The organism is Thalassospira sp. UBA4513, assembly GCF_002388495.1.
Taxonomy (GTDB): domain Bacteria; phylum Pseudomonadota; class Alphaproteobacteria; order Rhodospirillales; family Thalassospiraceae; genus Thalassospira; species Thalassospira tepidiphila.
Genome location: NZ_DGMR01000039.1, coordinates 6,121 through 22,839, shown reverse-complemented (window position 1 = coordinate 22,839; position 16,719 = coordinate 6,121). Strand labels below are relative to the sequence as shown.

Below are 16,719 nucleotides of genomic sequence, written 5' to 3'. Positions count from 1 at the left end.
AAACGAGAATAGTCGTTCGAACCGGCTGTCGGTATATCTGTAGTCACCCCAGACACAAACGGTTCTACAAGGATCAAAGCCATGACGACAATTGCTTACAAAGACACCACCAGCATCGAACGCGAAGTCCGTATCGGTTGGTTCACCAGCTTTGTTCGTGCCCTTCAGGTTGCCGTGATCATGAAAGCATCCCAGGCCAAAAACCACGCAGAACTGACTGCGGACTGGAACAAGGCATGGCGTCAGGTTGAAGGTTAAGGCACCTGCCTTTACGTATCGTTTGAGGATGGTGCGACGGTCCTTACATCATCGCGCCCTCAAACTGCTTGACGCTTCGGGTTGAACCACCGACAACGGTTCCATGCAAAAGTTTGATATCGTGACCATCCGGCTTTTTGTCGCCATCGTGCGCGCCGGAAGTATCAATGAAGCTGCCCGGCGCGAACATATCGCGACTTCGGCAGTTTCGCGCCGTATTGGCGAACTTGAAGCCATGTTGGGCGTCAAACTTTTGCGCCGCCTGCCACGCGGGGTCGAGCCGACCGAAGAAGGCACGATCTTTGCCCGTTATGGCGAAAAGCTTCTGGGCGATCTGAACCATCTTTCCAACGAATTGCGCGATTTCAACGCCGGTGAAAAGGGCAAGATCTATCTTGCCGCAGTCACTTCGGCGATTTTGACCGGCCTGCCATCCTTCTTGGCCGATTTTGAACGAGATTTCCCCCACATCACAGTTGATGTCCGTGAACTGACGTCACGCGAAAGTGCCGAGGCCGTCCGTGAAGGCCGCGCTGATCTGGCAATTCTGGCCGATAACAGCCCGCTTGGCGATCTGTCCCATGATGTGTTCTGTGATGATCCGATCTGGGTTGTAACGCCCAAGGGGCATCCGTTGATCCCAAATGCCGATAATCCAAAACCGGTGAAATTTTCCGAAGCCGCCAAATACGACATCATCTCACTGCATGAAGGCGGCGTGATTGATGATCTGATTTCCGAGGCCGCATCGAAAATCAAACTCGACATGCATCCACATATCAAGGTCGTGCGATTTGGCTCTTTGCGGCAAATGATTGCGGCGGGTCTCGGGATTGGTTTCCTGCGCAAAAGCTCGGTCGCGGGCTATATCGGGCACATGAACATCGCTGGCGCGCCGATTGCCGATGACTGGGCCAAACGCCAATTACTGATCGCCCACGAAGGCAACGCCAATCTGACCAGTGCCGCACGCCTGTTTCGTGATTATCTTCTGCGCAAATCGGCGGAAACTCAGTTCAAACCGGTTTTGGGCTGATCCTGCTCGTCAGGCAGAACGCTGTGCGCGTTCCGCCCAAAGGTCCTGTCCACTCGGGCCCAACGGCACTGCCATGCCGCCAAAACGCGCCACATGACGTTCGGCTTCTGCCAGAACAAGACCGGGCAATTCAGACCACTGACCGATCGGTGCCAGCACCTCGACACGTTCATCTGATTTAACATCAAGCAGTTCAGGCAGATCTTCACGCGCGTGCGTTCCACCACCTGCAAGCATAGGCACAATAATCGCCTGCCTGTGGGCGGCGATGTCGCGCCAATCGCCAAGCGATGGCGATCCTTCGATATTGCCAATGCAGATTTCAGCACCAACGCAAATCCGCCCCAGACGATCTGCAAGTTTGACTGTTTCGGGAAGCGGATCGGTCAGGGTTTTCAAGCCGTGCGGAACAAGAAAGACAGATGTTTCAGAAAGGCTCCAGCCACGATTGCGTGCTGATGCATGAACATGCGCCGCAATCATTTCACAAAAACCCGGAAGGTTGATGGCCGGTGGCAGGATGACAGCATCGCCGAGCCCCGCCTCGTGCAATTTGGCTGGCAGTTCTTCGAACACCAGATAGCCTTCACTGAAGAATAGCGGGAAAACAATCAGACGATTGGCATCAGCCGTTTCCTTTAGGTTTTCAAGCTGATCACTGACAGAGGGTTGGCTTCGCATATATCCGTGGCTGACACGGCCATTCCAGTCAGGTGCAATTGTCCGCGCAAGGTCCCCTGCCGGATCACCGCCATTACCGCTGTTGCCATGGGACACCATCATGAGTGTCGGCATTTCGAAATGTGGCATGCATCTCACCATAGTCTGCATTGTCTAAAGCGTAGTTTCATATACGCATCATGCAACCATCTGGATCGCCGGACGGGCAAAAACCCCTGTTTTGGCGCGAAAATTTCATTGCACCAGATCCCATCGCGGCTGATCGCCAAAGCGGTCCTGGATGAATTCAACCAGCAACCTGATACGCGCAGCAAGCTGACGGCTGGGCGGATACAAAAGATACAGGGACAAAGGACCCGGCGCATAATCGCAAAGAACACTGACCAGTCGCCCGGTCTGCAATTCCGGCCCGGCGATAAATGTCGGTAATTCGGCAATGCCCAGCCCGGCAAGGGCCGCATCACGCAACACTTCCGCGTTGTTGCAGCAAAACACGCCATTGACCTGTACCGCGACCGGCCCGTCCGGACCGGTCATTTTCCAGCGCGCCCCGGATGGCAGGTTGCCGTAATGCAGACAGGGTAACCGCGCCAGATCACGAATGTCGGCCGGTTCCCCATGCATTCGAATAAACTCGGGCGACGCGCACAGCACGCGACGCATCGGCACGATTTCATGATCGATCAGGGCAAGGGTTTCTGTCGGGCGGCTGATACGCACGGTCATGTCAAAGCCATCTGCCACCGGATCAATAAAGTGATCATCAAGCGACAGTTCGACCCGGATATCAGGATAGGTCCGGGCAAAATCGACCAATGCCGGCCCCAGATGCAACGTGCCAAAAGACATTGGCGCATTGATCCGGATATCCCCGGAAGGGTGATCGCGATGTTCGCGGATGGAGTCTTCTGCGTCCCCCAGATCGGACAGAATGGCTTTGGCCCGCTGATAAAAGGCCTGTCCGCTTGGCGTGACCGAAACTTTGCGCGTTGTCCGGTTCAGCAATTGAACGCCAAGATCATCTTCAAGTGCCGCCACCGCACGGTTGACCTGCGAACGTGATTGTCCGATCGCACGCGCGGCAGAAGCAAAACTTCCTTCTTCAACCACGCGCACGAAACTCTTGAGGCTGGCCAGTTTGTCCATGGTGCGTCTTCCTGTTTATCGCCCCGGTTGGTTCAGATTGTCGCATAATATGCAACACAATGGCGATAATTACACGAATTGTCTCCTCAGTTGAAAAGGGTATTCTGCCTTCAACAACAGACAACCTCATGGAGGTAGAAGATGCTTATTAAAGTTGATGCTGATACCCGCGGCCGTGCCCAGTTTGGCTGGCTTGATTCCAATCACACATTCTCGTTCGGGCACTACTACGATCCGAACCGCATGGGTTGGGGTCCGCTTCGCGTGATCAACGAAGACCGGGTTATTCCCGGTGCCGGTTTTGACACGCATGGTCACAAGGATATGGAAATCATTTCCTATGTTCTTGATGGTGCCCTTGAACACAAGGACAGCATCGGCACCGGATCTGTCATCCGTCCGGGCCGCCTGCAACGCATGACCGCCGGGACCGGCATTCGCCATTCGGAATACAACCATTCCAAAACCGATCCGGTGCATTTCCTGCAAATCTGGATCATCCCCGAAGCGGCCGGTCTGGAACCGGGTTACGAGGAAAAGGAAATCGCACGCCGCGATACCGGCTCTGGCCTGACCCTGATCGGCAGCCGCGATGGCCGCGAAGACTCGATCACCATTCATCAGAATGTCGATCTTTATGTCGCCCATCTCAGTGATGGCGAAAGTGCCCAGCACAAGATCGGCAAAGGTCGCATTGCCTGGGTACAGGTCGCGCGCGGCAGCCTGACGGTGAACGGTGAAACCCTTAATGCTGGTGATGGCGCTGCGATCAAGGATGAAGACGAACTTGTCTTCTCGGACGCGGACAACGCCGAAGCCCTTGTTTTTGACATGGCGGCCTGAAGCGCGAAACCCGCGTGCCCCATGGTTAGGAGAACGACCATGACTTCGTATAACGCAAACACCCGTTCGATCATCCCTGCCCTTGGCAATGTATGGTCAACCCTGCAACCGCTTTCGCCTGTCATTGTCCGTGTGACCACCGGCATTCTGTTGGTCCCGCACGGTGCCCAGAAACTGTTTGGTGCCTTTGGTGGTTATGGCCTCGAAGGAACCGCAGGCTGGCTGGAAAGCATCGGCTTTGTTCCGGGCTTCCTGTTTGCGCTTGCTATTGGCCTTCTGGAATTTGTCGGCGGCCTTATGCTGACGATTGGCCTTTTGACCCGTCCGGTGGCAGCGGCAGTTCTTGTTTTCATGGCGATTGCTGTTTCAACCCATCTTCCAGCTGGTTATTTCTGGAACGAGGGTGGTTTTGAAATGCCTCTGATGTGGGGGCTTCTTGCCCTGTCGGTGCTTATTCAGGGCGGGGGAAAATTCTCTGTCGATCACAAGATCGGCCGTGAATTCTGATCATACCGCCAAATTCGCGCGTGTTTTCAACGGGCTGCCATAAGTGCAGCCCGTTTTTCGTTTGCTCCCCAAATGGGGATATTGCCCGCCCCGGAAAATGGCGAAGATGGTGACCAAGCTACTGATCCAACCATTGCAAAGTGATCCGGAACGAAGCCATGAACATCGCGTCGCCCAAAAACAGTCAGAATGATATCGAAATCGCCGACGGTTTGCGCCGCTGCAAAGGGGATAACGCATACCGCAAACCGAATGCCGAAAAGCGTTTCCTGCTGGTCGATGACAGTATCGAAGTGCGCTTCTCCGTTCGCCGTGTCCTGCGCAGTGCCGGTGCCACTCACATAGACGTCGCTGAAAACGGCGAAATCGCGTTGCAGATGCTGGCCCAGGCGGGCCGCAAACAAACGCCTTATGACGTGGTGATTCTTGATTATATGATGCCCGGAATGTCAGGCATCGAATTGCTTTATGAGATCGAGCGCCGTGAAATCAAGAATGCCGAAGGTACACGCAAAATCATGTTGACCGGTTTCTATGACGCCAAGGTCAATGAAGAAGCCAAATCTGTCGGCGCGACCTTCGTTCTGAGCAAACCCTGTGATGCCGCCAGCCTGTCTGCAGCAATCGCTTAGAGAGCCATACAAGCAATGCCGCATAATGCCTCGATCATATTTGTTGATGATGACCTCAACGTTCTCAGAGGTTTACGGCGGCGTATGTTATCAATGCGTCCGAACTGGAAGATGCGCTTTTACGAAGGTGCGGAACAGGCGTTGATCGGACTGGAAGAACAGCCTGCAGACGTCGTCATTTCCGACATGCGCATGCCGTCCATGGACGGGGCGGAGTTCCTTCGGATCGTTGCAACACGCTGGCCGCAAACATCCCGCATTCTGTTGTCCGGCTATGCCGATGAAATCGCCATCCAGAATGGTGCTGCCGCCACCCATCATTTTTTGGCCAAACCCTGCACCGATAGCGACATCATCCACGCAGCCGAGCGCGGCCTGATCATGAACAGATATCTGCGCGACCCGTTTCTGGTTGATTTGCTTTCCATCGTTCCGGGCGATCTGATGTGGCCAATAACCTTTCGTCGCCTGCATTCCATACTGCAATTCAGCGGTCCCAGTAGCCATGCCGAACTTACTGATTTCGCAAACGATCACCCGGCGTTAACGAACCTTGTCCATGAGCTTGCCCTGCGTGAGCAACTCATACCCGGGGACTGTCATCCTGACTTCATCAAGCTTCTTAAAATCTTGGGTATCGAGACCATCAAAGCACTGTGCGTGCTTTGGTGCGAACTGGGACAACCCAGCCAGTTTGATGGCGAGCGGATCAGTGTCGACCTTCATCGTCCCCTTGTCCTGGGTCAGATGGCGGCCGAGATCGCACGACTTCGCAACCTTGAACCGGAATCTGTCGATCAGATCCGTGCCGCTGCTCTTCTGTGTCACATCGGCGATATTTTCACTGCTCGCGTTGTGCCTGAAAAACATGCAGCCAGCCGCCATCGTGCAGACGTAGATAATTGCGACATCATATCAGCTGAAATCAGTGAAATGGGCTTTGCTCATCCGGCTGTATCAGCGTGCCTGTGTGCCTGCTGGGGTTTTTCCCATCAGATCATTGAAAACATCGCATTTCATCATCGTCCGGAATCCGCACCAACCGACAGGTCGGAAAGCTTGCTGATTGTCTATGCAGCACAGCATTTTGCGCGCAAGGCAGGTGTTGATGGTGTGACACGCGCAGAAAAATATGACCTCGCGCGTGGATTTATCACCCGATGTGGTGCTGCGGCTGATTGGCAGATTTGGGAACGCGCCTGCATTGGCAAGCACATCCCGCTGGAAGCAACCAAGCCTCATAATTTCTGAAACACTGCCTTCTGATCAAAGACCTGCCTGATTACCGAAGCAAACTGTTAAGGTCACTTGGCCCTTCAAGGAGATCCGCATTGGTGTCAGTGGCGGCGTTTTGATCGGGTTTCGGCAACCGGATCACAAATTCCGCCCCGTCGATATAGTCCGCGGACAAGGTCAGGTCCCCGTTGAAATCATCCTGAATAAGTTTGCGACAGATCGGCAATCCCTGACCGGTGCCAACACCCCGTTCCTTGGTGGTAAAGAAGTAATCAAAGATGCGTTCGCGAATATTTTCGGGAACGCCCGCGCCATTATCACGCAAGCGGATATAGACATTGTCTTCATCAGACGTCACCAGAAGATCAATGCGCCCGCGGCGCTGACCTGTTTCACGGATGGCTTGTGACGCATTGACGATCAGGTTGATCAGCGCTTGCGACAAGTGGTTTCTGCGCCCACTGACTTCGGTGACATCGGACTGCATGACAACGTCCAGATCGGCGATATGTTTGACCTGGTTGCGCGCCAGGGTAACGGCGGTATCGATTTCCTCGGTAATCGAAATCGGCTCCACGGCATCGGTTGTCGGATGGGCGAATTTGCGAATACCACGGACAATCTCGGCAATCCGGTTCAAGCCCTGAATACTCTCGTCAATCGCCATCGGGACTTCTTCGGTAATGAAGTCGATCTTGGGTTTATCAAGATTGAGCCGAGCCGGTTCATCGGGATTCTTGCGGTCAATCGCGCCAACCAGATCGGCGAAGCTGTCGGACAAGAATTCAAGATTGTTCTGGATATATTGTGCCGGCGTGTTGATTTCATGCGCAACCCCGCCGGCCAAGGTGCCAAGCGCATGCATCTTGGCGTAATCGGCGGCTTCCTCGATCACTTCCTGTTCCTGGCGCGCTTTTTGGGCGGCCATATCGGCGGCAAAAATCTTTTGGCGCTGGCGGATCATGAAAGTACCAAGAACTGCCATGACAATCACACCGACGAAAAACAGATAGGACAGGATCTGAATATCGGTTTTCACGACCGAGATATTGTTGGCGTTGTAAATCGAAACAAAGTTCGTTGTACGCACCACCGCCTGTTGCAAAGATTCGTTCATCGGCTCAAGCAAGCGATACAACGCGCTCAGCTTTTCCTCAGGATCGGTGATGGTCGCCAACGCCGCATCGATCTTCTCGATCTGAAGTTCAAGCTGTTTGATTGTTTCGGCGACTTCCGGCACCGTGAACAACACCTCGAACCCGTCACCATCACGCAGCAGGTAGACACGGCTGACCAGAATTTCATATTCCAGCAGGACGCGGTCGACCACATCGTCGGACAAACCAAACCGGCCGATTGCAGCCTCTATGTCACGCTGCACGACAAGAAACTGACGCTGCACCTGAAAAACCGCCCAGACGAAATTTTCGCGGTACTTGAACCGCTCATCGTCAAGCTGGTGGACAATCGCTGCTGACAGAAATCCGTAAAGCACGACAAACAGGACCAATGCGATAAACATGGCCCTGCCTGACTGCTTGAACAGGAATGACTTAATTTGCTGCATCAACAGACTTTACCTGCCAGACGGAATAAGCCCAATAGGTATCAGTCTGAAACCGCGCGTCGGCGTCATAGGGGAAAATGACCCAGAAAGGCCCCTTTTCACGCACCGACATTTCGGCATCGTTGAGGTGATAGGCCAGAATGGCACCATCGTTGCGCAGAACATCTGCAGGCACCATCACGTTATAGTCATTGAGTGCTGAAACACGCACGGTTTCCGCTTTCAGACCATAGGTGTCAAACAACGTATCAAAGGCAACACCACGGAACTTCTGTACCCCGTCAGTCCACTGGGTCGACGTACTGATTTCGGTGGCCTGCAGCTTCATCAGTTCCTCAAGCGAAACATGGACAGTTTCACCATCAACCCTGGTCATGGACAATGTGCCATCCGCCAAAGACGGGGCGACATGAAATCCAATCAGTGCGATCACCATCGCAAACAGTTTAAGGGCGCTTTTCATCATTTTTTTCATGCTCCATCACACGATTATACACAGTGGTTGCCAGCAATTGTTTTTCAATGCCTGCACCGGGAATTTTGACGCGATATCAATCAACCAGATGCCTGAAAGGGTGTAATTGCGGTTTCTTCCCATTCTTCGAGTGATACCGGTACACCTAGGTGGAAACCTTGCAGTTCTGTAATCCCGTATACCCGCAGCCTTTCGACCACACCGGGGTTTTCGATACCCTTGGCGGAAATCGAAAGACCCATTTTCGAGCAGACCTGTGCAATCCATTCAACAAAGGCATCATCGAGAAAATCTGTCATGGTGCCGCGCACCAGATCGCGGTCAAGCTTGATACCGGCAAAGACTTCCTGACGCAGCAGATCAAGCGAATTGTTCCCCGATCCGAAATCATCAATCAGAAGCGCAATACCGCGTTCGCGCAAACGCGTGGCATTGGCCAGCATCTCAAGATCGTTGGACAGCAATTGGCGTTCGGGAATTTCATAGGACACGGTCACCCCGCGCATCCGCATCTTTTCATAGAAGCGAATGAGCAGCTCAAAGAATTGCGGTGTCTTCAGAGAGAACAGTGACAGATTGACCGCAAGGTTGGCCTGATCACCCATAAGTGCACGATAGCGCGGTGCCTGATCAATCATGATGGCCATCAATTGACTGCCAAGGCGGTTGATCACCGGATTGTCCTGAGAGGCTTCGATGATCTCGTCGATGCCAAATTCCTTTTCAAGAGATGGCATGCGACACAGGACCTCTGCCCCGCACAGGCCAAGGTCGCTTGCACGAAAACGCGGCTGCAGGACGGTGTGGAAGTCTGCCCGGTCAATGGCGTTATTGACCATCAGGGCCGTTGGACCCGAAGAAACCTTTTTAACCACCACGCCGGTATTGAGAATACGGTCAATCGCTTCCTTAAGGACGGCGACCGACACCGGTTTTGCCAGAACACGCGTCACCATGGCCTGATTGATCGCCTCACGCAGCGACAGGCTGGAAACGTTACCAGACAACAACATCCGGTTGATTCCGGGTGCCATGCGTGCTGACTGTTTGAGAAAGGAAATGCCGTCAATGTTCGGCATCACCAGATCGGCGATGATCAGGTCTGTCCGGTCGCGGTTTTGCGCCAGCCAATCCAGTGCAGCCTGCCCGTCTGTATGGGTGACGAATTCAAAGCAGCCCGACAGGGTACGACGTACCGCCGCCAGCAACTTTTCATCATCATCGACCATCAGAATGACGGGCCGTTGTTTATCAACCTGATCCATAAATGGACATCTCCGGAACGCGATCACCGCGGTAATCTTCTCAAGACAGCCCCGCCTAAATGCGTGCTATACAAATAGCGGAGCTTTGAACGTTCGCAGATTAGTGTCAGACTACCTTTCTCCAATATCCCCATTTGTGGAGGGCGCTTTTGATGACGGCCAAAAAGACGGTCCGGATTGCCTTTGTCGATGATGACGAAAATCTTCTGTCGTCTCATCGCCGCAATTTTGCCCGCCTGCGCCCGGACTGGGAGGGGGTCTTTGTCAATGACCCGATTGCCGCGCGTGATGCCATCATCGCCGATCCGGATGTTTCGGCAGTCATCCTTGATATCCATATGCCGGGCATGACCGGCCTTGAACTCGCCGCCGAACTGCGCAAGGCCCGCAAGGAATTGATCATTGTGATGCTGACGGGTTATGCCGATCTGCAATCAGCACTGCTGGCGGTCAATGAAATCGGCGTCTTTCGCTTCTATCCCAAACCAACCATGCTTGAGACGATGCTTGATGACATCGAAACCGAGATCAAAAGCCGCCTTGGCCAAAGCGAAGATACCCTGCCGACCGAGTTTCTCGACCTGTTTGAGCTGGGCGTGATTGCGGTTGACGAGACCCTGACCATCCTGCATCTCAATTCACAGGGTGCCGAGGTTCTCAGGCGGTCCTCACTGGTGCGCTCCGGCCCACAGGGACGCCTGATCATTGACCCAAGCCCGGAAGGTCTGACGAAATTTCTTGTGCCGCCGGGCAAAACCGTTCCCCGCAGCCATCAGAGCTTCTCGCTTGAACGTGACGGTGAAAAGCTGTCGCTTCTCATTCGCCGGGTCCCCAAAAAAGCTGATAGCAAACAAAGCTTCATGATCATTCTGGTCGACCCGGCCCAGCAGCGCCCGCCAGCGGTCGACGATCTGATGGATCTGTTTGGCCTGACCCGATCCGAAGCCAAATTGACCCAAAAGCTGGCAGAGGGGCTGGCCCTTGATCAGGCCGCAGAACTGGTTGGAATCTCGCATTCTTCGGCACGGACGTATCTTAAGACCATCTTCTCGAAAACCGGTGTGAACCGGCAGCCGCAACTGATGAAAACGGTACTTTCAAGTATTCCGTCCTTGCGCTAACGCACTGTAAATTAGTGCTTAAACAACGTCATCCGACCAAAGACCCACACCATAAAAACTTGAAAACGCCGCCAATACATCTACCCTGAGTTAAGAAACATCAGGGTCTTGAATGCTGGGGTGGGGCACAGGAGTTGACTGGACATAGCGACACATCAGAACCGTCGTCAAAACCGTCCTGGGCCTGTCATCGGTCGATGTCCGACCATAACCGATCTGTCAAACGGGCATACGATATTCTGTTTGCCGGGATCGGGTTGCTGGTGCTTTTCCCTGTTCTGATGATCATTGCGGTCTTGCTGTTTGGATCTGGCTTTCACAATCCGCTGTTTTTGCAAAAACGGATTGGTCTTGACGGTCGGATCTTTGTCATTTTCAAGTTCCGAACTTTACGTGATCGAACCTGCCGCCCGCTTTCTCCACGCGGCCTGCGATTTGCAGAAACGCTCAGTTCGATTTTGCGTATCACCGGACTTGATGAATTGCCGCAATTCATCAATGTGCTGCGCGGCGACATGTCACTGGTCGGGCCGCGCCCGCACAGCCTTGCCGATCACCATCGATTTGCCAAACATATTCCCGACTATACCGCCCGGCTTGCGATAAAACCGGGCATGACCGGATGGGCGCAAATTCAGGGCTGGCGCGGCCCGGTCTGCAGCACTGATCACTTGAAGGCGCGTATTGCCTGCGATCTTGAATATATCCGCCGCCAGACCCCTTTGTTTGATTGCGCCATTCTGATCCGCACGGTTGCCCTGCCCTTCAGGACGCTTACGCGATATCGGCCGCAACGCCAGCCCCAACGCGCGCTCAAACCCTGTCTTGGTCGCGACCGGCGGCTGGTGTAATGCGTAAATTCGTGATGTCCACCGCACTGCTCTTTGCAAATGTCGTGGCCCCCGCCGCCGCAATGGAAAATCCCGATGACGCTGGTGGCATTCGTCTCGGCCGAATTCTGGCAACCCCGTTGGTTGAATTCGGCACGCGATATGACAGCAACATATTTCAAAGCGATGCCAATCCAACCGGCGACGTCATCACAACTCTAACCCCGCGCCTGACCCTGCAGGGCGATTGGCGGGTTTTTCGCCTGCATCTCGCCGCCGGCGGCGAGCTTGGCTTTTTTGCCGACTCATCTAGCGATGATTATCAGGACCTTGAACTCAGCACTGCGGGCAGCCTTGATCTCGGTGCGACATCCGTTGAAGGCGGGGTTCAGCTTAAGCGCGCCCACGACCCGCGCGGCAGCAACGATGTCCCAACCAGTGCCACAGAGCCCGTTATTTACCGTGATGTCAGCGCCCAGATTGGCGGCCGCCATATTACCAACGGCCTGCATTACGAATCACAGTTTGCACTTCGCCGTCTTGATTTTGACGACAGCACCGCGCGCAACGGATCACTCATCCGCAATGATGATCGTGATCGCCTTGAACTGCGCGAGACGCTCCGTATTCTGTGGCCGCTTGATCTTGGGCGTGAGGCTTACGGCGAAGTCACGTTTAACCAGCGACAATATGACCGCACCCCCGATGATGGTGGTCGCATCCGCGATTCAGCGGGCTATCAGATGCTGGGCGGCATTCGCCTTGATCTGACCGATCTGATTACGGCCGATCTGGCGGCGGGCTGGATGAACCAGACTTATGCCGACCCGGCCTTTGGCAATATCGGGGATTATACCTTGCGCGGCGATTTCGACTGGTCGGTCACCCGCCTGACCAATATCGCGTTCAATGCCGCGCGTACCGTGCGCGAAACGACGCAGACCGGTGCCAGTGGCATTCTGGCTTTTGAAGCAGGAGCAGGTATTTCCCATGAACTGCGCCGGCGACTGACCGTTTCACTCAGTGCTGACTACAGCGCAGAAACCTTCCAACAAACCACGCGGCGTGACAACACCAGTCGGTTCGGGGTTGGCGTTCGCTATGAGCTTAATCGCCTTGCCCGGATCGAGGGTGGCCTCGCTTATGACCAGCGAAACTCAAATAGCGCGGGTGAGGATTATGAACGCCTGCAAAGCCACATCCGCCTCAAGCTGGAGATGTAAATGACAACACCAAAGCCACGCTTGTTCAATGGCTTGCGCACGGTCCTGATCACGCTGCTCGCCTTGATCGTGATGACGATGACGGCAAAAGCCCAGACCATCTATGTCATGGATAGTGGCGATACGGTGCGGGTCACGGTGTTTGGTGAACCGGACCTGTCAGGCGAATTCAAGGTCGATGCCATGGGCAGGCTGAACCTTGCGCTGATCGGGCCGGTAAGCGTGCGCAACCTCACCACAGATCAGGCGCGCCAGAAAATCCATGACGCCTATCTGGATGGTTATTTGCGGCACCCCGATATTGCGGTCGAAATCATCGCCTTTCGCCCGTTCTTCATCATGGGGGAGGTCAATCAACCCGGATCCTATGATTATGTGCCGGGAATGAATGTGCTCAATGCCATCGCAGTCGGCGGCGGGCTGACCTATCGCGGGGATGAGGATGACATCGAAATCCTGCGTGGTCATGATGCATCGCGCGTCATTATCCCGGCAACGCTCGCCACCATCGTTATGCCCGGCGACATCGTGCGCGTGGCCGAAAGGTACTTCTAAATCACTGCAAAATAGCGGATTTCCAGCACAATCCACTATACATTTTCGATCAGAACGCTGGGGTTTTAGAACTGCTCCACATATCGTCGGATTTTCCGCTGTTTTCTGGATCAACCATCTTTACCTGCGCCCGTTTTCCATGATGAAATCGCGCTCACGCCATCACCAGATGGCAAACAGATAAAAACTAAAACGATTTTGCCCCACGCAACGGAGTTCACGAAACATGTCCGGGAAAACAGAAACGCGCCATGGCGGACGCATTCTGGTCGATCAACTGGCCCTGCACGGGGCTGAACGCGTCTTTCTTGTCCCGGGCGAAAGCTATCTCGCCGTGCTTGATGGCCTTGTCGATCATCCGGGCATCGATCCGATCATTTGCCGTCAGGAAGGCGGGGCCGCCATCATGGCAGAGGCCTATGGCAAGCTGACCAATAAACCCGGCATCTGCATGGTCACCCGTGGTCCCGGTGCCACCAACGCATCGGCCGGCGTTCATGTCGCCCATCAGGACAGCACACCAATGATCCTGCTGGTCGGGCAGATCGGGCGTGACATGGTTGATCGCGAAGCGTTTCAGGAAGTCGATTACCGCAAAATGTTCGACCCATTGGCAAAGTGGGTCGGGCAGATTGATGACATCAACCGCATTCCGGAATATATCAGCCACGCCTATCACATCGCGACATCCGGTCGCCCCGGCCCTGTGGTTCTGGCGCTTCCCGAAGACATGCTGTCTTCAAGCACAGATGTTGCCGATGCCAAACCCTACGTCCCGGTTGAGGCCAAAACAGCGCCTGAAGATGTCTCTCGCTTCCGTGACGCTCTTGCGAAATCCGCAAAGCCGGTCATGATCGTTGGTGGGGGTGGCTGGACCCGCGAAGCGACTGAAAACCTTAAATCGTTTGCAGTTCGTAACAATGTGCCGATTGCGACAAGCTTCCGCTGTCAGGACTATATCCCCAACACGCACAGCCACTTCATTGGTGATGTCGGGATCGGCATCAACCCGAAGCTGGCCGAGCTCATCAAGGACAGTGATCTTGTGATCCTTGTCGGATCGCGCATGGGGGAAATGACCAGCAGCGGCTATAGCCTGCTTGATATCCCCTGCCCGAAACAGAAACTGGTCCATGTTTACAGCGGCCCGGATGAGTTGGGCCGGGTTTATCGCCCCGATGTTGCAATCAATGCGTCCCAGCGATCTTTCCTGCGCGCCATCGCCATGATGGAGCCGGTGGATGGATCGGCCCGCGATGACATGATCGAAACCGCACACGCCAACTACATCGCCTTTTCCACCCCGGTTGAAACCCCGGGCGATGTCAAAATGGCCCATGTGGTGGCGGAACTGCGTGAAAAACTGCCCGACAATGCGATTGTCACCAATGGGGCGGGCAACTACGCCGCCTTTTTGCATCGTTTCTTCCGCTACCGGGAATACCGCACCGAACTGGCCCCGACATCGGGCTCGATGGGGTATGGGCTTCCGGCCTCGGTCTCGGCCAAGCTCGCTCATCCGGATCGCCCGGTCGTCTGTCTTGCCGGCGACGGATGCTTTTTGATGCACGGACAGGAATTTGCCACCGCCGTGCAATATGGCGCGAATATCATCACGCTGGTGGTCAATAACGGTATGTTTGGCACCATCCGCATGCATCAGGAACGCAACTATCCCGGCCGTGTGTCTGGCACCGAACTGCATAACCCGGATTTCGCCGCCTACGCCAAGGCCTTTGGCGGATACGGTGAAACCGTCACAAGGACCGAGGATTTCGGCCCGGCCTTCGACCGCGCAGTTGCCTCCGGCAAACCGGCCATCCTTGAAATCCAGGTGGACCCACAAGCGCTTACCCCGATCAAAACCCTTGATCAGATCCGTGCGGGCACCTAAGTCGACTTAATTGTTTCGAAAATGCAATAAGCGGGATCAGCGTCTGGGAATGCTGATCTCGCCGCTTTCAAGGCCAGCTTTCAGCGCATCGACCGCAACGGCAAGTTTCTCATCAACCACATGCAGATAGGCCGTCCAGTCCGACAGCTTGGAAAGCTCTTCCTTGCCGTCGGAAATGCCGCGCAAACCAATCAGCGGCACGCCAAACTTGTGGCACGCACGCAGGATGGCAAAGCTTTCCATATCGACCATGTCGGCATCAATCACGTCATAGGCCGCACCCGACACCACATTGGCCCCGGTCGACAAACGCGCTTCGGGGATACCGGGAATGCGTAACGCCATCTCGATCTCGGCAGGCAGATCAACAAACGGCGTGCAGCCCTTCTCAAAGCCCAGAACCGATGCATCCATATCCCGATACGATACCGAAACGGCCTGATAAACCTCGGCCTGTTCCAGCGTACGCGATCCGGCTGATCCCAATGTCACGACAAGATCGGGCAAATCATCCGACAGCTTCAATTCGGTCAATGCCGCGGTCAGATTGATCGCAGCCTCCACCGGCCCAACCCCGATCATCAAGGGCGTAAACCGCTCCTTGAGGTGGTCGCCATATTCCGCCGGTGCCGCCATTGCGAACAACACGTTATGGCCTGCGACATCATGAAGGTATCCGCGCATCTTTGACTTTCCACATTCTTGAAATCAGAACCCGCAGCATAAAGGCCGGGCAACATTTCCGCAGCCCCAAAATCACGGCATCACTGTCAGTGTAACGTGATCGCATCAGGCGGCGACAGAACGGGTCGGAGCGAACAGTTTGGCGAGATAACCAAAGCCCACAACAAGCGCGATCACGTCAAACAAAGCCATGGTCGATACGCCAATCGCGGCAAACCCGGTATTTTCAAGCAGTGGCTCGAAGCACTGGTCATTGATTTCCATAAACAGCCCGATGATGAGCAGGTAGGCGCCATAACGCTCTGAAAGTTCGTTGAGATCATGCTGTTTCTCGGCAATCTCTTCGCCATAAGCTCGTTTCGCCAACATTTCGCGCATCTCAAGGAACACGCCAAAGGCAACCAGAATGACGGCGACATCTTCTTCAAGCGTCACATCAGCATCGAATATGCCAGCCTCAAACGCAAAGGTCAGCGTGGCAAGGTGTGCCCAGCCGGTCATCACCACCATTGCCATCACAACAAAGGTCCAGATCGCCAACGAAACCGGATGAATGGTGAAAAGGAAAAACAGCTTTGTCATTGGTTCGCCCCAACAAATGCAAAAACGCACCCCTGCCGGTTTCGGCATGGTAAAAATCATCCTTACGCGCACTATCCGCGGATGCCAACTGACAAAGCAATTTTGGGAGAAAATTGGCGCACCCGACAGGATTCGAACCTGTGGCCTCTGCCTTCGGAGGGCAGCGCTCTATCCAGCTGAGCTA

The 16,719-nt window shown here is 54.5% G+C and carries 18 protein-coding genes and 1 tRNA gene; 11 read left to right on the top strand and 8 right to left on the bottom strand.

Annotation, left to right across the window (positions count from 1 at the left end):
* The first annotated feature begins 81 nt into the window (after positions 1-81).
* Positions 82-258: a hypothetical protein gene (locus B2T33_RS17070; RefSeq protein ID WP_156518938.1), complete on the top strand. Its 177-nt coding sequence runs from the start codon at positions 82-84 to the stop codon at positions 256-258.
* Between the two features lie 103 nt (positions 259-361).
* Positions 362-1,294 (top strand): LysR family transcriptional regulator, encoded by a 933-nt coding sequence (locus B2T33_RS17065; protein WP_064780154.1) that lies wholly within the window; start codon positions 362-364, stop codon positions 1,292-1,294.
* Between the two features lie 9 nt (positions 1,295-1,303).
* On the opposite strand, the gene B2T33_RS17060 is transcribed toward B2T33_RS17065, so the two are convergent.
* Positions 1,304-2,104, bottom strand: coding sequence for a CbiX/SirB N-terminal domain-containing protein (locus tag B2T33_RS17060; RefSeq protein WP_197146255.1), 801 nt, complete (start codon positions 2,102-2,104; stop codon positions 1,304-1,306).
* A gap of 105 nt (positions 2,105-2,209) precedes the next feature.
* Entirely contained in the window at positions 2,210-3,121 is a 912-nt protein-coding gene (locus tag B2T33_RS17055; RefSeq protein ID WP_197146256.1) for a LysR family transcriptional regulator, read from the bottom strand.
* A 141-nt stretch (positions 3,122-3,262) separates the two neighbouring features.
* On the opposite strand from B2T33_RS17055, the gene B2T33_RS17050 reads away from it, so the two are divergent.
* The 4 genes from B2T33_RS17050 (at position 3,263) to B2T33_RS17035 (ending at position 6,354) form a co-directional block, all read left to right on the top strand.
* A complete protein-coding gene (locus tag B2T33_RS17050; RefSeq protein ID WP_008888651.1) occupies positions 3,263-3,964 on the top strand; it encodes a pirin family protein in 702 nt (233 codons plus the stop codon).
* A gap of 39 nt (positions 3,965-4,003) precedes the next feature.
* Positions 4,004-4,471 (top strand): DoxX family protein, encoded by a 468-nt coding sequence (locus tag B2T33_RS17045; RefSeq protein ID WP_197146258.1) that lies wholly within the window; start codon positions 4,004-4,006, stop codon positions 4,469-4,471.
* A 158-nt stretch (positions 4,472-4,629) separates the two neighbouring features.
* Positions 4,630-5,103 carry a response regulator gene (locus tag B2T33_RS17040; RefSeq protein ID WP_197146259.1) on the top strand — a complete coding sequence of 158 codons (474 nt, stop codon included), beginning with the start codon at positions 4,630-4,632 and terminating at the stop codon, positions 5,101-5,103.
* 15 nt (positions 5,104-5,118) lie between these two features.
* The gene (locus B2T33_RS17035) at positions 5,119-6,354 is read left to right on the top strand and encodes a response regulator (protein WP_256430677.1); all 1,236 of its coding nucleotides are present in this window, start codon (positions 5,119-5,121) and stop codon (positions 6,352-6,354) included.
* Between the two features lie 31 nt (positions 6,355-6,385).
* On the opposite strand, the gene B2T33_RS17030 is transcribed toward B2T33_RS17035, so the two are convergent.
* From B2T33_RS17030 to B2T33_RS17020, 3 genes are all read right to left on the bottom strand, one after another.
* Complete coding sequence (locus B2T33_RS17030; RefSeq protein ID WP_252724006.1) at positions 6,386-7,906, bottom strand: sensor histidine kinase; 1,521 nt, start codon at positions 7,904-7,906, stop codon at positions 6,386-6,388.
* The gene (locus B2T33_RS17025) at positions 7,893-8,372 is read right to left on the bottom strand and encodes a molybdopterin-dependent oxidoreductase (RefSeq protein WP_252724007.1); all 480 of its coding nucleotides are present in this window, start codon (positions 8,370-8,372) and stop codon (positions 7,893-7,895) included. Before B2T33_RS17025 ends, B2T33_RS17030 begins: the two co-directional genes overlap by 14 nt.
* An 89-nt stretch (positions 8,373-8,461) precedes the next feature.
* The gene (locus B2T33_RS17020) at positions 8,462-9,646 is read right to left on the bottom strand and encodes an EAL domain-containing response regulator (RefSeq protein ID WP_197146262.1); all 1,185 of its coding nucleotides are present in this window, start codon (positions 9,644-9,646) and stop codon (positions 8,462-8,464) included.
* A 152-nt stretch (positions 9,647-9,798) separates the two neighbouring features.
* Between B2T33_RS17020 and B2T33_RS17015 the strand changes: the two genes are divergently transcribed.
* The 5 genes from B2T33_RS17015 (at position 9,799) to B2T33_RS16995 (ending at position 15,269) form a co-directional block, all read left to right on the top strand.
* Positions 9,799-10,767: a DNA-binding response regulator gene (locus B2T33_RS17015; protein WP_197146263.1), complete on the top strand. Its 969-nt coding sequence runs from the start codon at positions 9,799-9,801 to the stop codon at positions 10,765-10,767.
* Between the two features lie 197 nt (positions 10,768-10,964).
* The gene (locus B2T33_RS17010; protein WP_197146264.1) at positions 10,965-11,618 is read left to right on the top strand and encodes a sugar transferase; all 654 of its coding nucleotides are present in this window, start codon (positions 10,965-10,967) and stop codon (positions 11,616-11,618) included.
* Positions 11,618-12,820, top strand: coding sequence for an outer membrane beta-barrel protein (locus B2T33_RS17005; protein WP_197146265.1), 1,203 nt, complete (start codon positions 11,618-11,620; stop codon positions 12,818-12,820). The genes B2T33_RS17010 and B2T33_RS17005 overlap by 1 nt, the downstream gene beginning before the upstream one ends.
* A complete protein-coding gene (locus B2T33_RS17000) occupies positions 12,821-13,375 on the top strand; it encodes a polysaccharide biosynthesis/export family protein (RefSeq protein ID WP_197146266.1) in 555 nt (184 codons plus the stop codon).
* Between the two features lie 226 nt (positions 13,376-13,601).
* On the top strand, positions 13,602-15,269 hold the full coding sequence (locus B2T33_RS16995) for a thiamine pyrophosphate-binding protein (protein WP_197146267.1): 1,668 nt from the start codon (positions 13,602-13,604) through the stop codon (positions 15,267-15,269).
* 36 nt (positions 15,270-15,305) lie between these two features.
* On the opposite strand, the gene B2T33_RS16990 is transcribed toward B2T33_RS16995, so the two are convergent.
* The 3 genes from B2T33_RS16990 to B2T33_RS16980 all read right to left on the bottom strand — a co-directional run bounded on the left by B2T33_RS16990 (position 15,306) and on the right by B2T33_RS16980 (position 16,718).
* A complete protein-coding gene (locus B2T33_RS16990; RefSeq protein ID WP_197146268.1) occupies positions 15,306-15,953 on the bottom strand; it encodes a 5'-methylthioadenosine/S-adenosylhomocysteine nucleosidase in 648 nt (215 codons plus the stop codon).
* Positions 15,954-16,058: 105 nt separating this feature from the next.
* Positions 16,059-16,535, bottom strand: a complete 477-nt coding sequence (locus B2T33_RS16985) for a hypothetical protein (RefSeq protein WP_063086430.1) — start codon at positions 16,533-16,535, stop codon at positions 16,059-16,061.
* Between the two features lie 114 nt (positions 16,536-16,649).
* A tRNA-Arg gene (locus B2T33_RS16980) sits at positions 16,650-16,718 on the bottom strand.
* Between the last annotated feature and the right edge of the window lies 1 nt (position 16,719).

What these genes read in the sequence shown, in the direction of transcription:
- B2T33_RS17015 (WP_197146263.1), top strand. Translation starts at nt 9,799, where the DNA reads ATGACGGCCAAAAAGACGGTCCGGATTGCCTTTGTCGATGATGACGAA.
- B2T33_RS17035 (WP_256430677.1), top strand. Translation starts at nt 5,119, where the DNA reads ATGCCGCATAATGCCTCGATCATATTTGTTGATGATGACCTCAACGTT.
- B2T33_RS17055 (WP_197146256.1), bottom strand. Translation starts at nt 3,121, where the DNA reads ATGGACAAACTGGCCAGCCTCAAGAGTTTCGTGCGCGTGGTTGAAGAA.
- B2T33_RS17000 (WP_197146266.1), top strand. Translation starts at nt 12,821, where the DNA reads ATGACAACACCAAAGCCACGCTTGTTCAATGGCTTGCGCACGGTCCTG.
- B2T33_RS16990 (WP_197146268.1), bottom strand. Translation starts at nt 15,953, where the DNA reads ATGCGCGGATACCTTCATGATGTCGCAGGCCATAACGTGTTGTTCGCA.
- B2T33_RS17050 (WP_008888651.1), top strand. Translation starts at nt 3,263, where the DNA reads ATGCTTATTAAAGTTGATGCTGATACCCGCGGCCGTGCCCAGTTTGGC.
- B2T33_RS17010 (WP_197146264.1), top strand. Translation starts at nt 10,965, where the DNA reads ATGTCCGACCATAACCGATCTGTCAAACGGGCATACGATATTCTGTTT.
- B2T33_RS17020 (WP_197146262.1), bottom strand. Translation starts at nt 9,646, where the DNA reads ATGGATCAGGTTGATAAACAACGGCCCGTCATTCTGATGGTCGATGAT.
- B2T33_RS17030 (WP_252724006.1), bottom strand. Translation starts at nt 7,906, where the DNA reads ATGCAGCAAATTAAGTCATTCCTGTTCAAGCAGTCAGGCAGGGCCATG.
- B2T33_RS17070 (WP_156518938.1), top strand. Translation starts at nt 82, where the DNA reads ATGACGACAATTGCTTACAAAGACACCACCAGCATCGAACGCGAAGTC.
- B2T33_RS17040 (WP_197146259.1), top strand. Translation starts at nt 4,630, where the DNA reads ATGAACATCGCGTCGCCCAAAAACAGTCAGAATGATATCGAAATCGCC.
- B2T33_RS17025 (WP_252724007.1), bottom strand. Translation starts at nt 8,372, where the DNA reads ATGATGAAAAGCGCCCTTAAACTGTTTGCGATGGTGATCGCACTGATT.
- B2T33_RS17065 (WP_064780154.1), top strand. Translation starts at nt 362, where the DNA reads ATGCAAAAGTTTGATATCGTGACCATCCGGCTTTTTGTCGCCATCGTG.
- B2T33_RS16995 (WP_197146267.1), top strand. Translation starts at nt 13,602, where the DNA reads ATGTCCGGGAAAACAGAAACGCGCCATGGCGGACGCATTCTGGTCGAT.
- B2T33_RS17045 (WP_197146258.1), top strand. Translation starts at nt 4,004, where the DNA reads ATGACTTCGTATAACGCAAACACCCGTTCGATCATCCCTGCCCTTGGC.
- B2T33_RS17005 (WP_197146265.1), top strand. Translation starts at nt 11,618, where the DNA reads ATGCGTAAATTCGTGATGTCCACCGCACTGCTCTTTGCAAATGTCGTG.
- B2T33_RS17060 (WP_197146255.1), bottom strand. Translation starts at nt 2,104, where the DNA reads ATGCCACATTTCGAAATGCCGACACTCATGATGGTGTCCCATGGCAAC.
- B2T33_RS16985 (WP_063086430.1), bottom strand. Translation starts at nt 16,535, where the DNA reads ATGACAAAGCTGTTTTTCCTTTTCACCATTCATCCGGTTTCGTTGGCG.